Origin of the sequence: Coxiella endosymbiont of Ornithodoros maritimus, from assembly GCF_907164965.1 — a bacterium.
GTDB lineage: Bacteria > Pseudomonadota > Gammaproteobacteria > Coxiellales > Coxiellaceae > Coxiella.
The window spans coordinates 16670-33024 of sequence record NZ_CAJRAM010000026.1 but is presented as its reverse complement, the minus strand read 5'-3'; the positions used below and the strand labels follow the sequence as shown (position 1 = coordinate 33024).

Here is a 16355-nt window from a genome sequence, read left to right as displayed (position 1 = left end):
TCAGAAATTCTACTCAACACTCAGCAGCTTTTCTCACTATTTCATCAACTGAACTGCTTTCGTCATGTATAGAGGAAAAATTCCCTTACGATTTCAGTAATTTCAAGAAGACTTCTTCATCGATAAGCGAAACTCCCAATGCTTTTGCCTTTTCGTATTTGCTACCCGGATTTTCACCCACGATCACATAATTTGTATTCTTCGACACACTGCTGCTCGACTTCCCCCCTGATCGCTCAATTTCTTCTTCCGCTTCCTCACGGGTTAATGCTTTCAAAGCACCGGTAAGTACGAATGTCTTACCAGCAATCTCCGATTTCACAAGCGCTTTCTCTTGTGGCCAATGCACACCTAAACGAATTAATTTATTAATTAATTCCGTGTTATGCTTTTGATGGAAAAAAGCATGGATATTTTTTGCCGCTACGGGGCCGATATCACGAATTTCCTGTAAGGTTTCAATCGACGCTTTCATTAAAGGGTCAAGTTCGTGAAAATGACGTGCTAGGGTTCGAGCGGTAGTATCACCAATGCCCCGAATTCCCAGTGCATACAAAAAACGCGGCAAGGTTGTTTTTTTACTTTTCTCAATTGCTGTTAATAAATGTTCTGCCGATTTTTCCCCCATACGCGGCAAAGCTGCAATCGCTGATTTTTTAAGTTGATAAATTCCCGTAATCTCTTTAATTAATCTTTCCTGAATGAAAAGCTCTACCAATTTATCTCCTAATCCTTCGATATCCAACGCCCGACGGGAAGCAAAATGCTCTATGCTCTCACGCAATTGAGCCCGGCAATATAACCCCCCCACGCAGCGTGCTACCGCTTCACCCTCCGGTTTAATGACTTCCGCATGGCAAACAGGGCAGCGAGACGGTTTTTTTATCGGTTTTGCCTTTTTTGGGCGCTTTGCTAAAATCGGCCCTACAACCTCCGGAATTACATCACCCGCTCGACGCACAATAACCGTATCCCCAACACGGACGTCTTTACGATAAAGTTCGTCGAAGTTGTGCAAAGTCGCATTACTGACCGTCACTCCACTTATCGACACCGGCTCTAAACGAGCTACTGGGGTGACAGCACCCGTGCGTCCTATTTGAAACTCGATGGCTTTCACTACCGTCATTTTTTCCTGGGCTGGAAATTTATAGGCGATAGCCCATCGCGGCGCCCGCGAAACGAATCCCAATTCAGCCTGAATTTGCAAAGAATTTACTTTTATAACGACTCCATCTATATCAAAAGGCATTTTTTCACGAGTTTTTACTAAATGTTCGTAATACTCAAAACAACCCTCTATGCCATCCACAACTTTTATTTCAGAAACAACTGGAATTCCCCAACCCTTAAACCGCTTCAATATGTCACAGTGATTTTTCGGAAAGTCTTTTCCTTTATTAAGTAAACCGATTAAATAACCATAAAAAATAAGTGGGCGTTTGGCCGTAATGCGCGGGTCCAGTTGACGCAGACTCCCGGATGCTGCGTTGCGCGGATTGAGGAAGGTTTTGTCGCCGCGTTTTTCAGCCTCCCGATTAAATTTTGCAAAACCCCCTCGCGGCATTAACACTTCACCGCGTATTTCCACTAATTCAGGATAATCGCTTCCACGCAATTGTAAGGGAACCGATGCAATCGTTCGCGTATTTTGAGTCAGGTTTTCCCCGGTATATCCGTCTCCCCGCGTGGCGGCCCGAATTAACTCGCCATTTTTGTAAAGTAAACTGAGGGCGACACCATCCATCTTTGGTTCACACACATATCCGAGGGGTTTATCAAGTTTCAATCGCTGCCGAATGCGTTTATCAAAAGCCCGCAACCCCTTTTCATCAAACACATTATCCAGCGATAACATCGGAATCTCGTGATGTACGGGTTCGAACATTTTTAATGGCTCAGCGCCTATGCGCTGCGTTGGAGAAGAAGGTGTGATTGTTTCAGGGTATTTTTCCTCTAACTGCTTTAATTCATGGAAAAGTTCATCATAAGCGGAGTCGGGAATAGCGGGCTGTGATAATACGTAATAACGATAATTATGTTCATTAATTTTCTGGCGCAATCGCTCGATCTGCTTTTGAATTTTTGCAGGAACTTCCACACCATTTACCTAGGATTTAAAAAAAAATCTAACACACGCTGTGATTCTTCGTAATGCCGAATTCGGGCACGCAGTTGAGCAACTTTATCCATGTTTAAGAGCCGCCGTTCCTCATCCCAAACCTCTCCGCCCAGGTCCTCGGTAAGTTGGCGTGCAGTTTCAAGCAACGTGTCAAAAGCTATCAATGGGTCCGGTGTATGTTTTAACACCATAAATAATACTAAGCCCGGACAAGAAAAATTCCCCATTTTAGATAATTCAAATGTCCCCGGTTTATTCACAGAAGCTAAACTAAATAAAACTCGACCGCGACCAGTTTTTATTTCATGACGATGAAAAATATTCCGTTCGCCGTAACGCAAACCGTTAGCTAATAAGGCTTGTAATAATTCATAGGCATTGTAAGGGTATTCTTTCGGTGCCATGACATACAAAGCAAATATATCTTGAATTTCTTCAGCTTCTGCGGATTCATTACTAACAGCTTCGTTTCTTTCTTGAGGATCCTGCGAAAGGCCCAATGCCCCATCGGTATCAATTTCCGCCTCTTTTTCTTTTTCAATAGACTGTTGAATCGAAGGCTCACGACGATGGCGACGACGGGTAGCCTGCTGCGATTGTTGTCGCACTCGAAAGATAATGGTCCCGACTACTACCAGAAGGAATAATAACAGTAAGAGCATTATCATTTTGTTATTCTCCACTCGAGCCGAAACATTTATTTTCCTTTGTCCCCGTCCACTTTCGTGAAGAAGGATTTTATGCTTCCACCAACCCGATGGCTTCTTGCATATTGACTGAGACAACGCGTGAGACGCCGGGCTCTTGCATTGTAACACCCATTAAATAATCAGCCATTTCAATAGTCACCTTGTTATGACTAATTATTAGAAATTGAATCTCTTTAGACATTTCTTTAACAAGTTGGCAGAAACGACCGACGTTAATATCATCGAGGGGGGCATCCACTTCGTCCAAAATACAAAAAGGTGCTGGATTTAATTGGAATAAGGAAAAAACCAACGCAACGGCTGTCAGCGCTTTCTCACCACCTGATAGCATATGGATAGTGACGTTACGTTTTCCGGGCGGTTTGGCGCGTACGATTACGCCGGCCGTCAATAAATCAGTATCTGTCATTTCGAGGGTTGCCCGACCACCGCCGAAAATCCGAGGAAATAAAGATTGAAATTGTTGATTGACTTGGTCATAGGTTTCTTCAAATTTAGCGCGTGTTTCACGATCGATTTTATGGATCACATTTTTTAAAATTTCCAGCGCTTCGGTTAAGTCCGTATATTGTTTATCTAAATAATTTTTTCGTTCATTTACGGTTTCGTATTCTTCAATAGCGGCCAAATTAATTGGCCCCATCCGTTGAATACGTTCGACAAGTTGATCCAATTTTTCTTGCCAATTTTCGATCGTAGCTTCTTCTGCCAATTCAATCACAACTTGATCAAGATCAAAATCATTTTCGTTGAGCTGCTCTTTAATGGTTGTCTGTCTTACGCTAACGGTTTGACGCTGCATGCGCAATTCTTCTAATTGTGCTTGCGCTTCATTAAGCGCTTTCTGCGTCAAAGTGCGTTTTTCTTCAAGGTCGCGTAATAATTGATTGGTCTCTTCGAGTTCTTTTTCGACTTCTCGCAATTTCGCTTCCAAAGTGAGTCGTTGTTCCAATTGTATTTGTAATTTCTCGTCTAATTCTTCTAAAGGCTTATCACCTTCCGATAAATATTGAGACAACATTTCGCGCCGTTCTCTAAGCTGTTTTAATTGCCGTTGATCTCGCACAACCGTTTGCCTTAACAAGGTTAACTGATCTTCGTTGCTGGCCAATCGAATTTCAAACTCATCGGCTTCTTTACGTTTTTGATGTGCTTTTTCACGCAATTCGATTAATTGGTTGCGATAATGATCTCGTTTCCGGATCATTTCTTCACGCTGCGTGGCTAATAAGCGTTGTGAATTGTCTAACGAAGAAGCTTTATTTTTTATAAACGTTAATCGTCGTTGGCATTGCTCGAGCTGCTGTTCACATTCCTTAAGACCTATTTTTAAGCGATTTTGTTGTTGTTGCGCATTATACAATTGCGCTTGTTTAGTGCTTAATACGCTTTGAATAGCCGTTGCTTCTGCATTTAATTTCTGGTAAGTCTGGAGCAAAATATCGCGGTCAGTTTCGAGTTGGTTTAATTGCTGTTCACCCGATTTTAATAGCGTTTCCTGTTCGTCGCATTTCTTTTGCTGCCCAAGAATATCTTCTTTTAATTGTTTTAGTTGCTGCTCCCGCAATAAAAAGCTGCTTTGCGGTGCGTCTTGTAGTTTCGAAATTCGTGCCCAATGCGGGCCAAGCCAAAGTCCTTCTTTGGTAATCACGGACTCATTCCCTTGCAATAAACTTTGCAACTGCTTTGCTTGATCCAGTGAGTCAGCGATGTAAATCCCCGCCAACCATTGTTGAAAAGGCCACTCACTATCGACTTGACTGGCTAACGTAGGTGCTTTGTCAAAAGTAGTGGCAGCGATAGATTTTTTTTCTATGAGTGTGACTCTGCCTTCCGACACCGTCGTCAAATCATTTAAAAATGGCAGAACTGCATCCACACAAACCGCATCAAAATAGCCGCTTAATACTGTTTCAACCGCTATTTCCCAGCCGGGGTTGACAACCAGTTTTTGCCCCAAGCGTAGATTTTCTTTTAACTGCTGACGAGAAAGCCATTCACTAATTTTTCCATCGCTCTCCCCTAAAGCTGCTTTTTGCATCGCTTCTACTGAAGCTGCGCGGGCTTCTAAAACTTGCAGTTCGCGTCGTTGGGTTTGTAATCCATTACGCCTGGTTTGATTCGTTTCACGACGTGAAGCGATGGCTTCAGCCAATGATTGCAATTTCAACTGGCTATTGCTGAGTTCAGCGTTTAATAATTCGGACTGTGAGGATAAGGGCGCGATTTCATTTAAAAGTTGATCGAGTTGTAATTGATTTAAATTTTGTTGCAATTGCTGTTTGCGTTTTTCTAAATCCGTTAATTGACGTTCGGCATGCTCTCTTTTGGTTTGCATGACTTCCAGTTGACTCATGGTTTGCGAGGCCTCTACTTGAAAAGCTTCCCAAGCTTCTTGCCATCGAGTCATATTCGATTCCGCTTGTGCTAATTCTTGTGAAGCCGCAGCGGCAATTGAATGAATATCGGACGATCGAGGTTTTAAATGCTCTATTTCGGTTTCTAATTCCGTTATTTGCGCTTCGCATTCAGCGGTATTGTTTTGCAGCTCCTCCCACACATTTTTATTTTCTTCTAATTCGGATTGCCATTGGTAGATTTTTTCTTGGGTGTCTTTAATCTGCTGTTCTAAACGGGCAATTTCAGCGCCTAAAGCATAATAACGTTTTTGCACAGCATTATGTTTTTCATTGATATTGGTTAATTTCTCCCGCATTTTTTCTATTTCGGTTTCAACACGATGATGCTCACTTTGTTTTTCTTCTCGGCGGATATTTTTCTGGCTAATGGCTTGATCGTATTCCAATAATTTCTGGTCCAGCACTTTCCACTGTAAAACCTTGACTTGAGCGCTGAGCGAGCGTTCTTCTTGCTTATAAGCTTTATAACGCTCAGCCACGTTGGTCTGGCGTTTTAAATGCCGTAGTTGTTTAGCCAATTCTTCAGCAATATCGTTGACTCGATCTAAGTTCTCTTGCGTATGGCGCATTCGGTTTTCAGTTTCACGGCGGCGTTCTTTGTATTTTGAAATACCGGCAGTTTCTTCGAAGTAAACTCGCAATTCTTCTGGCTTTGCTTCGATGAGATTAGAAATCATCCCTTGTTCCACGATGGCATAACTACGCAGCCCAAGCCCTGTACCAAAAAAGACATCCACGACATCACGCCGGCGTACGTGCGCACCGTTGATAAAATAATTCGATTGCCCATCGCGCTCAACTTCGCGACGAATAGCGATCTCGCTGTATTTGGCGTACTCGCCGCCAATTCGGCCTTCACTATTATCAAAATGAAGTTCAACGGAGGCTTTACCAATGGGCTTACGGGAGGTGGTGCCGTTGAATATCACATCGCTCATCGACTGCCCGCGCAACTGTTTTGCCGACGTTTCTCCAATTACCCAGCGCACTGCATCAACCACATTTGATTTACCGCAGCCATTAGGGCCGACGATGGCATTCATCGAACCGCGAATAGGGATAAGCGTGGGATCAACAAATGATTTGAATCCAGCAAGTTTAATGGTCTTTAAATACATGAGCAGCTGCTATTCATCCTGACTGATAGTGTTTGTAGTCTACCCAAATCAGGAGAGAGAAGAAAGTTAGTCGAGAAAATGGATGTGTTAAAAAAGATCTCGGTCACAACTTTCCCCTCTCCCGCTTGTGGGAGAGGGGAAATCGCTGATATAAAAAAAGCTGGCCTCTTATCGCCAGCTAACTTAACCCCACTAATTGATCATCGCTCAGCAGCTCAGCGACGTCCTGCTTGTCAACAAGCTGTTTGTCATTGGCTGCTAGTTTTTTTAATAAAGGCACCTCAACGTAAACACAACCAGCGATATCGCTACGATAATCAGGCCGATTTTCATGAATAAATGCTCATAAATTAGGTAGCGACATGGGAACATCTTTCGAATTATTCTTTGGAATGCTAGCTATGCTCGCTACCTTCCCTGCAATTATGCTTGCAATGAAGGTACAGAGAAACCAGAGGTCCATTGTGAACCCCATAAATCGCTGAGGCACATAACGAGCCGCAAGCGACGACAATCCGAGCGCACTAACCAGAAATTAGCCAGTACTTTGCAACCAGTAAGAAAGCACCAGCCAAATCTCCGAAATTACACCATAATGATTGAATAAAGCCCCAAAAGGAAGCGATCCCGCCAAGAATGTTCCCAACGAAAGTTTCGCCGGTGGCGATAGATCGCGACCACGCTTATGCAACCTTTGATAAATTACCGCCATTACCGGACTCATAATTATGACCCATAGTAGATTAAGCGTTTGGAAATTGAGCTGGTTCAATAAAAATACCCAAGATCAAATGGTGAACATTTTGCAATGCAAAGAGCAATAACGATGTCGGCATTTGGAAATACAACACAAAAAAGACAGCGGCTTCTGAAAATAAGATAATAAATAAAAATATTCCCTTATGTTCTTCTGGTTTAGCTTTCCCCGTTAAAACAAAATAAGTCAGCAATAAAACCACTGTTCCGATAGAATGGAGCCAAGAGATTATTTGAAAATGAATTAACAAGAAATACCCGCCAACAACAAGCCCTACCGTGCCCGAGCAACACATACATTAAATAATGCAAACCTAAAGGGCTCTGATCCGGCTTTGAACCGTAATCTGCAATGCTTCCCCGCATAAAAAAATTAAATATGGCAATGATTAGCCTAGCGCAACAAACAGAAAAAGCCACGTGCCAACCAAAAAACTTGCTTAAGATTGGCGTTAAATTTATCGAAACAGCCGCTCCGATGTTAACGCTCATATAAAATAGAGGGTAAAACCTCTGTCCAGATTGTGCTGTGTTTTTTCATAAACTTCGGACAGTAAGCTCGACGGATTTACTTTGAATAAACCGTTCCCGACAGCAATAAAGGTTAAAGGAAGCGCGAGATAAGTGTTAGAAATCGCCGGCAGCGATAGTAATAAATAGCCGAGAGCCAACACAGCTGCCTCAATAAAATAGTGCGCTTCGTTCCGAAAACTTTATTCCCAACATACCCCACAGGTAAGAAAACTAAAGCATTAACAGCGGCAAAAAGGAAATCGGCATAGCTCTATCTTGATAGCCCAGGCGCGTTCTACCTCGTATAACACGAGTAACGCTTAAACCCCGTAATAACCAAAGTGCTCCCACATTTCAATAAAGAAAATAAGATAAAAAGGCTTAGGTTGACCGGTCAGTGATCGGACAGACATAAATGCTTCCCCTTCTCAATATTCCAAAAAATATTAGAGAGATATTTGCCCAAATATTCTTTAGAAATCAATAGTAAGCTTACTATATACAAATTTTGTTCTAAAATCTATCAAATAAGGGAGGGGCAGGATCTTATCGTTAGACACTAGTCACAACCCACTTTAGACCCCGTCACCGCGCGCTAGGGGAGACCCAGCGTACTTTTCGGGGGCAGCGTTTGTGCACAGGCGCTGAAAGCGCGCCTGTGATCCGCTGCGCGGGGTGAGGAGGGCAAAATTAAAGTGGCTGTACGTTGGGGTAACAATATGGAGAGAATTGGGGAGGCTTAGATCTCCTAAACTACCTTCCTTAGCTGAATTTCCCGCTTAACCACTATCACAGACTTAACCCATGAGCAAAAAAGCTTTTGAAGGGGCGAAAAAGTGCTGGATAGCCGTTTTTGCCTCTCTTGGCTCTTATAGGCACCATACAAGAGGACATGCCACAGGACATGCCACTGATAGCCGCTTTACGAGGCATGGAAATAATGAGTTTGACCTTCCAGGTGATGGGGTTTCACGAAATCCTTAATGGCCTTTAAATCAACACTAGCCATCAACTGCACTGTATAGCTCGCTTTCGAATTATGTAAGGCTTTTTCTCCTGCCCTCAAGCCGGCGTTCATCACCGTAACAAGCTACAGGAGGTGGGACTTGAGCAAAACCTACACTGAATAAAAAGGAGCACTACCGTGGAATCTTTATCCGCGGGGTTTCAGAATTTTTCTTAAGCACATCATGGACGGGATTCGAATGGCGAGAGGTATTTCGATAATCCGGCAAGTGCTGGCGTAAAGGTTCCAATGGCGCTCGAGTATTAGCACGGTGGATATCGACCTTTTTATAAAGAAGAGCGCTTGTTGGAGACGCTGAATGACTAGTCAGGTTTAGAGAAAGGCCTTGAACAGCGCCCATGGTGGGATATTCGTGTTCATGAATCATATGAGAGGCCCGAATCGCCAAGGGCTGACCTTGGGCGGCCGCTCGTCGTATCCACAGACTAGCGGCTTCTGCATCCCGAACCGTGGCTATACCATAAAAATACATATATCCCAAAGCATATTTGGCGTCAGGATCGCCACGCTCCGCAGCAACCTCAATTTTGCTAAATTTTGCTAAGAGAACAACCGTATTTCCGCAGGAATGCGTTTTGCGAACAGGCGGTCGGCCCAGCAAAGGATCGAACTGGCATGGATCCCTTAAGGGTAGTGGAACACCCAGCCGCCATAACTATAAAAAATCCGATTACTCCCCCAAAAAGCCGAGAAAAATGTTCAACCAGCTTCATAGCCATTCTTCCTTATGCTGCATAATCTAGTCGTGACATTTTGTGCTAAAAAGGCTTAAGAATGCAACTATCCTGATGGCAAAAATTGCCCAACCGATTTTTGTTTAAGAACAACAAGCTATATTGTCTCTATCACCAGTTAGATAAAGTAAGATACACAACTAGAGGGCTTAAGGATGAGAATCAACGTAGATTCCTTAAAAAGAGGTATCAGAAACTTAAACAAAAAAAGCACGGAATTTTGATATCTTTATCATGCAGCAGTTAATTCCTGAAGGACGAGTTTTCGAGTCCCCTTCATCTTCCTGAGAAGAAAAAAAGAGGGTGAAAATAAACATCCTAATGTCGGTTGCTCTTTGAGTGAACGACTCTTTCCCCTTTTAGAACTTTATTTAAAAATTATGGAGGACGTTAAGAAGAACGATTTCGTATCTTCTCCCGATGAAGAAATTAAAAAACTATTAAAATCCTAGAACGAACAAAACCTATCAATAAATGCAGATGGCGAAAATATCTTGACGTTAGTCGTGCGAATGGGGTTTTTGAGTCGATCTTTATTCAAATAAATAAAAACATCTATGAATGTTTGATGCTAGTAATGAATTTTGAACCTACAAAAGAGATTATCTTAGACCAAGTAAGCCAATTTAGCTTTGAAGCACAACAGCAAATATTCTTGCAATTTAATCGCAGTGCCTGTAGTCCTTTATTTTTGTTCGCAAGCCAACATGATCTCTCTCAATATCCACCCTTCTGTGGACTTTTTTCTAAAAAAGAATTAGCACAATCGCTATTTAGCCAATTGGCTCATTTGGCTAACAGGCTAACATAAGAGAAAGCAGCAATAGGATCGCTGACGTAGATTTTATTAAAAATGTTATAGAAAATAATTTATCTCTGTTATTGAAACATATGGAATGCTTTTCCAAAGCTGACTTTAGAGACGACCCCCAAAATTTACTCTTAATCATCGAAAAACTACTTCAGGAATATAAAAAGACTATTGAAAATGAAAACATGTGTTGGAAGAAAATTGCGGGTTTTTTTAAATGTCATCATCCTGTTCAACAAATAAGTCGAGCCACTAGCAAACTCGAAGAAATTCTCAATCAGCAGGAAATCCTAAATAATGAAAGAATGGATGGCCTGCTCAATACTTTCCCTGCCTTAAAGCAAGAGCCGCTTCGTAGATTACTTGAAATTTTGTGTACCGGCATTGCAGGAAGTTTTAGTCACAAGAGCTAACCCCTCGGGGTTAGCGACAATATCAATTTCGTTCTCCATGATCGGTTTGCGTGTCAACTCAACGATATAAATATAGCAAAACAGCGCCCCCACCCATAAAATGAATTGCCAACCATCAGAGACAGTAAAATAATTTAACGCTAATCCAAAAATCCCTAAAAGCAAGGATAACACACACAATAATAAGGTAGACAAGGATGTATCTAAACCAGCGACATGTAATACATGGTGAAAATGATCACGACTCGCTACAATGATTGATTTTTTTTGTCGCACTCGCAATACAATTACATTGATGAGATCGAATAAAGGAAATGCCATAATCCACAATATCGTCATGGGTTTGATCAACGCCAAATTCTGTTGGGATAAATCAATCGCAAACCACGCCAACAGAAAAGCAATGAAGGTACTCCCCGAATCACCCATAAAAATACTGGCCTCTTTACGCCACGGTAATCGCATGTTAAATCCTAAAAAGGCAATTAATAAAATAATAAGAATAAAAAGCAAATTAAAATTAGACACTTGATGCAGCTTGACACTCACCAATAATAATAATAGCGCCTCTCCTAACGCCACACCCCCGGCCAGACCATCTTGACCATCAATCATATTCATTGCATTGATGTTAGCCAAAACCACAATTACCGTTATTGGAATAGCCCACAAACCAATTTTAAGATCGCCCAAAAAGAATAAATTACCAAGGTTAGACAGAATCACATTTCCCCAAATGATCATCAACAAGGCTGCAAATAATTGTCCAAATAATCGCAGCTTTGAACTTAGATCACTAAAATCGTCCACGACTCCCATTAAAACAAGGATGCTGCTTCCCGCTAACATCCCTCGATAAGGCAACAATGAAGTCGAGAGCGTTAATAACGCAAAGCAAAAAGAAAAGAACATCGAGATTCCGCCAATCAATGGAACTTCTCTTCCATGCCATTTTCGGTCATTAGGACGGTCAACAAAACCAATGCGTATTGCCAAAGGGCGCAATAACCAAATGCAAAATAAAGAGGCTACAAACGCGATAAGGCCGCTTTTAATAAGTTCCATAAAAAGTCACATCATGCAGTTCTCAATTTGATTAATGTCATGAACGGAAAAATGATAACAGGCAGGAGAAAGATTGTTCAAGCGTGAAGTAGAATTCAAAAGAAAGAAATCTCTGGCGCTGGCGCCAAAGACAAGAGCGACGGGCTTCCAAAATTTTCTTCTCCCCTCTCCTGCTTTCGGGAGAGGGTTATCCTTCACTCTACGGATTAACCACTAAGCAATGAGGATTGTTTCTTATAAGACAAGCAACGGTTTTTTGGCTGATGCCGGATACCGACGAAAATACCTCTATTGATTTAAAATTCCCTTCTTTTTCCCATAGACGATGATGGCTTTAGCTTTTTTAACACCAATGCCTTTAAACGTAGTTAATATAGTGGCATCGGCCGTGTTAGTATCGACAGGTCCTGTTTTTACATACTAACTGCTGCCATGCCTATGCAGTTTACTTTTAATCACTTCAGAAGCAAGTTTGGCCTGTGCTGAAGAAGCAACGCTAGCTATCAATACCGCTGAAATTAATTGAATTATTTTTTTCATAAAAATCTCCTTGAACAGTTCAAACATCAACAGTGTATGTCAATGTGAAAAGAGCACAATATCGGGATAATTTTTATTGGCACTAGAAATTTTCAACAGGTCTTAATATCTTTATCAATAGCCTCTAATGTCTTTAAAGGATCTGTGGATTGCGTGATGGGCCTGCCAATTACTAAATAATCACTGCCAGCTTGGATAGCCGCTCGTGGGGTCATTATACGTTTTTGATCACCTTTTTCATCGGTTTCTAAACGAATGCCAGGAGTAACTAACAAAAAATTTCTATCGATTTGTTTACGCAACAGTGCCACCTCTTGAGCTGAACAAACCACCCCATCCAACCCAGAGCTTTTGGCAAGGGTTGCCATACGGCAAACGATATCAGGAATCTTCTCTTGTATCCCTAATGTTTTTAAATCACTACCGTCTAGGCTTGTTAAAATAGTGACCCCAATTAATAAAGGTTTTTCCTTTAAAGTAATCGATTGCAACACATTCACAACCGTTTCCATCATTGTACGTCCACCGGATATGTGAATATTCATCATCCACACGCCAAGCTCTGCGACCGCTCGGCAAGCGCCTGCCACCGTTTGTGGAGTATCATAAAATTTCAAATCGAGAAAAATGCGATAGCCTTTCTGCATTAATTCCTCGGCAAATGCCGGCCCGTAACGTGTAAATAGAATACTGCCGATTTTAAGGTGACATAACTCAGGGGTTAATGGGTTTATTTGTGCTCGCGCTTGCTCCACCGTACCAGTATCGATGGCCACAATAACTGTTGGGTCTGGTTTTTCCATCATTCAATTACCTTCTAAACCTTGAATGGGTCTCACGGTATTCCAATGTTGACAACTGGGACAGAGCCAGTACAACATCTTTCCCGAAAATCCGCAATGAGAACAACGATAGATAGGTTTATTTTCCAATAATTTTTTCATGAAATTTTGCAAAATTAATAATTTATCTTGCGTATCGCCGCTGGAATTAAGTAAATATAATCCTACTAAATGCGTTAAACCGCGCAAGGATGGCTGGCGCTGAATTTGTTGCGCGATAAATTCTATAGCCGCTTTTTCTCCGTGCCGATGTTGTAAATGATCCGAAATGGCCAATACCAATGAAATTCTTGGGTAACGCATGAGACAGTCTTCAAGATAAGCCACTAATTTATTTTCTTCTCCAAGCCGCTGATAACAATTGACTAATAGGGTTACGGCTTCCGAAATATAATCAGGATCTTGTTCAACGACTCGTTTATAACAGCAAATAGCCTCTCGATAGTGCGCATTTTCGCTTTCTAGGCGCGCTTGAATAAGGCTTGCACGCACACAATTCGAATCGATGGCTTTAGCCCGTTTTAAACATTGCACCGCTTGGGAAGTCCGCCCTATATCAATCATTTGCTCGGCCAGCTCACAATGGTATTGTGCAATAATAGCGTTAACTGGTTCGCCACATACAAGTAATTTTTGGGCCGTTTCAATGGCCTTTTGCCAGTCTTTTTCTTTCTGATAGATGTGCAACAAAAAGCGCAAACTGCCTTGATTTTCTTCACCCATCTCTACTAACTCGATAAACAACCGTTCAGCACGGTCAAGCACACCGGCGCGCAAATAATCCTGAGCTAATTCCGATAAAGCGTGAAAATGATGTTCTTTGGCTAATTGAGGCCGAGCTATCAAGTTTTGGTGTACACGAATAGCACGCTCTACTTCGCCCCGCCGACGAAAGAGACTACCCAGTGCTAAATGCGTTTCTACTGTGTCTGTATCGACTTCAAGCAATTTAATAAAAACATCAAGGGCTTTGTCAGGCTGTTCGTTAATTAAATAATTCAAACCTTTAAAATAATCTTGGCGTAAAGTGGGCAACAATTTAGTATCGTTTTTAAATGATACGCGTCGCGCTGCAAGCCATCCGCCGGCAGCTGCTATTGGCAAAAGCAAAAATAACGCTTGCACTATCATCAATGAACATCCTTGATGGGGATCGTTGGTAAATTTCGCAGTTCGGCTTCGATTTGTTTTATTTTGGATTTAAGATGACGGGTGATGTGCTTACTCTTAATTAAGGCCGGTAGTACCGCTAAAATACCTAAAATTGCGCCGATCAATAATGTTATTAAAATTAGCAATGGCAATTGGACTGTTTTTATATCCAAATAATAATTGAGTGCTACTTTTTGAGGATTCAACGCGGCAAAGGTGATCCCCAAGAGAATAATAAAAGTCCAGAAGAGATATAAAATATATCGCATGGCCGTCCCTTATTAGTGGTTATGAGTAATAATTTAGTTTGCACTAAGGAAGGAAAGTATTATAAATCTTCAGCGCCACCCTTCCACTATGGCCCTCCCCCTTTGCGCGAGAGGCTAGGAGATAGCAAAAAAATACCTGCGCCTAGCGGGTATTTTTTACTATTCGTCTTTACTCTGGATTTTCTCCTTGAGTAAGTCGCCTAACGTGGTTTTCGTTGGCACGTCGGATACAGTGCGGGTTCCCTTTTCCGAGCGATCTTCTACAGCTTTATGCGAGATATTGATAAGTCGATTCTTACGATCAACGTTAACAATTTTAACAGCCACTTCGTCACCCACGTTCAGCTCTTGTGTTAAATCTTTTACGTGGTCATAAGTGTAATCTGCTAACCGCATTTGACCCAATACCTGATCCGAAAGCTCTAAGACGGCCTGTTTGCTTTCCACTTCCTTAACTTTAGCCTGAATCACAGCGTCTTTGTCATAACTTTCTACGAATTCCATGAAAGGATCATCTTCCAGTTGTTTGATCCCCAAAGAAATTCGTTCACGTTCTGGGTCAATTGCCAGAATAACGGCTTGCACTTCATCGCCTTTCTTATAGTTACGAATGGCTTCTTCACCACTTTCTGTCCACGAGATATCGGACAAGTGGACAAGTCCATCGATATCACCTTCTAATCCGATGAACATTCCAAAGTCGGTGATTGATCGAACTTTGCACGTAATTTTCTCACCTTTTTCGTGTTTTTCTGCAAATTCTTGCCATGGGTTCTGCTTGCATTGTTTGATGCCTAAAGATATACGACGGCGTTCCTCGTCAATTTCAAGGACCATCACCTCAACCTCTTCACCTGACTGGACTACCTTACTGGGGTGGATATTTTTTTTTGTCCAATCCAATTCAGAAGTGTGGACCAATCCTTCAATGCCTTCTTCCAATTTAACGAAGCAGCCATAATCCGTAATATTGGTCACTTTTCCAAATACACGAGAATTGACGGGGTAACGACGTTCAATCTTCGCCCACGGATCGTCGGCCAATTGTTTCATTCCTAAAGAAACACGCTTTTTATCACGGTCGAATTTGAGGACTTTAACGTGTACTTCGTCCCCAACATTAAGAAGATCGCTCGGGTGTTTGACACGCCCCCAAGCCATATCAGTGATGTGCAATAGACCGTCTACTCCACCTAAATCAACGAAAGCCCCGTAATCGGTGATGTTTTTGATCACCCCTTTAATTTCTTGGCCTTCTTGCAATTCTTCAAGACGCGCTTGACGTTCTGCGCTGGTTTCCGCTTCCATTACGGCACGGCGCGAAACCACTACGTTATTTCGGCGTTGATCCATCTTAATGATTTTAAAATCGATTTTTTTATCTTCTAAATAGCCCGGATCGCGAACAGGTTTTACATCCACCAACGACCCCGGCAAAAAAGCGCGAACGGAGTTTAAATCCACGGTAAAACCACCTTTTACACGCTCAATAATGACCCCTTTCACCATCTCACCCGCTTTGTAAGCCTTTTCGAGCTCGCTCCACGCTTTAGCGCGTCGCGCTTTTTCACGCGAGAGACGGGTTTCACCAAAACCATTATCGGAAGCCTCGATGACAACAAAAAATTCATCACCTACGTGGGGTTCTTCATTACGAAATTCGGAAACGGGAATAATCCCCTCGGATTTAAGTCCGGCATTGACAATGACGCGGTCGGGACGGACTTCAACAACAGTAGCTTTGACCAAGGCCCCAGGACGTAAGTCGGTTTCCGTTAAGCTTTTTTCAAATAATTCAGCAAAGGTTTCACTCATGTAGTTAGACACATTAGGTTAAAAACCATATCAATAAAGATACGGGTT

The 16355-nt window shown here is 42.1% G+C and carries 8 protein-coding genes and 4 pseudogenes; 1 reads left to right on the top strand and 11 read right to left on the bottom strand.

Going from position 1 to position 16355, the window contains the following annotated elements:
• Positions 1 to 85 precede the first annotated feature (85 nt).
• From ligA to OWO34_RS02655, 5 genes and pseudogenes are all read right to left on the bottom strand, one after another.
• Positions 86 to 2101 (bottom strand): NAD-dependent DNA ligase LigA, encoded by a 2016-nt coding sequence (ligA, locus tag OWO34_RS02675; protein WP_267256473.1) that lies wholly within the window; start codon positions 2099 to 2101, stop codon positions 86 to 88.
• A gap of 5 nt (positions 2102 to 2106) precedes the next feature.
• On the bottom strand, positions 2107 to 2805 hold the full coding sequence (gene zipA / locus OWO34_RS02670) for a cell division protein ZipA (RefSeq protein WP_267256472.1): 699 nt from the start codon (positions 2803 to 2805) through the stop codon (positions 2107 to 2109).
• 55 nt (positions 2806 to 2860) lie between these two features.
• Positions 2861 to 6370 (bottom strand): chromosome segregation protein SMC, encoded by a 3510-nt coding sequence (smc, locus tag OWO34_RS02665; protein WP_267256471.1) that lies wholly within the window; start codon positions 6368 to 6370, stop codon positions 2861 to 2863.
• A gap of 178 nt (positions 6371 to 6548) precedes the next feature.
• Positions 6549 to 8144 (bottom strand): annotated as a pseudogene (locus OWO34_RS02660) (oligopeptide:H+ symporter).
• Between the two features lie 243 nt (positions 8145 to 8387).
• A pseudogene (locus OWO34_RS02655) lies at positions 8388 to 9379 on the bottom strand (SPOR domain-containing protein).
• A 176-nt stretch (positions 9380 to 9555) separates the two neighbouring features.
• On the opposite strand from OWO34_RS02655, the pseudogene OWO34_RS02650 reads away from it, so the two are divergent.
• Positions 9556 to 10624 (top strand): annotated as a pseudogene (locus OWO34_RS02650) (CBU_0534 family Dot/Icm T4SS effector).
• Here OWO34_RS02650 and OWO34_RS02645 read toward each other — a convergent pair.
• From OWO34_RS02645 to rpsA, 6 genes and pseudogenes are all read right to left on the bottom strand, one after another.
• Positions 10571 to 11689, bottom strand: a complete 1119-nt coding sequence (locus OWO34_RS02645; RefSeq protein ID WP_267256470.1) for an MraY family glycosyltransferase — start codon at positions 11687 to 11689, stop codon at positions 10571 to 10573. The pseudogene OWO34_RS02650 and the gene OWO34_RS02645 overlap by 54 nt on opposite strands.
• 199 nt (positions 11690 to 11888) lie before the next feature.
• Positions 11889 to 12259, bottom strand: a pseudogene (locus OWO34_RS02640) (ComEA family DNA-binding protein).
• 62 nt (positions 12260 to 12321) lie between these two features.
• Positions 12322 to 13032: an orotidine-5'-phosphate decarboxylase gene (gene pyrF / locus OWO34_RS02635; protein WP_267256475.1), complete on the bottom strand. Its 711-nt coding sequence runs from the start codon at positions 13030 to 13032 to the stop codon at positions 12322 to 12324.
• Positions 13033 to 13035: 3 nt separating this feature from the next.
• Positions 13036 to 14205, bottom strand: a complete 1170-nt coding sequence (lapB, locus tag OWO34_RS02630) for a lipopolysaccharide assembly protein LapB (protein ID WP_267256469.1) — start codon at positions 14203 to 14205, stop codon at positions 13036 to 13038.
• Positions 14202 to 14492, bottom strand: coding sequence for a lipopolysaccharide assembly protein LapA domain-containing protein (locus OWO34_RS02625; RefSeq protein WP_267256468.1), 291 nt, complete (start codon positions 14490 to 14492; stop codon positions 14202 to 14204). The genes lapB and OWO34_RS02625 overlap by 4 nt, the downstream gene beginning before the upstream one ends.
• 159 nt (positions 14493 to 14651) lie before the next feature.
• Entirely contained in the window at positions 14652 to 16307 is a 1656-nt protein-coding gene (gene rpsA / locus OWO34_RS02620; protein WP_267256467.1) for a 30S ribosomal protein S1, read from the bottom strand.
• Between the last annotated feature and the right edge of the window lie 48 nt (positions 16308 to 16355).

Bases quoted from the DNA above. Each gene is read 5' to 3' on its own strand.
- OWO34_RS02645 (WP_267256470.1), bottom strand. From the start codon at position 11,689: ATGGAACTTATTAAAAGCGGCCTTATCGCGTTTGTAGCCTCTTTATTT.
- pyrF (WP_267256475.1), bottom strand. From the start codon at position 13,032: ATGGAAAAACCAGACCCAACAGTTATTGTGGCCATCGATACTGGTACG.
- OWO34_RS02625 (WP_267256468.1), bottom strand. From the start codon at position 14,492: ATGCGATATATTTTATATCTCTTCTGGACTTTTATTATTCTCTTGGGG.
- rpsA (WP_267256467.1), bottom strand. From the start codon at position 16,307: ATGAGTGAAACCTTTGCTGAATTATTTGAAAAAAGCTTAACGGAAACC.
- smc (WP_267256471.1), bottom strand. From the start codon at position 6,370: ATGTATTTAAAGACCATTAAACTTGCTGGATTCAAATCATTTGTTGAT.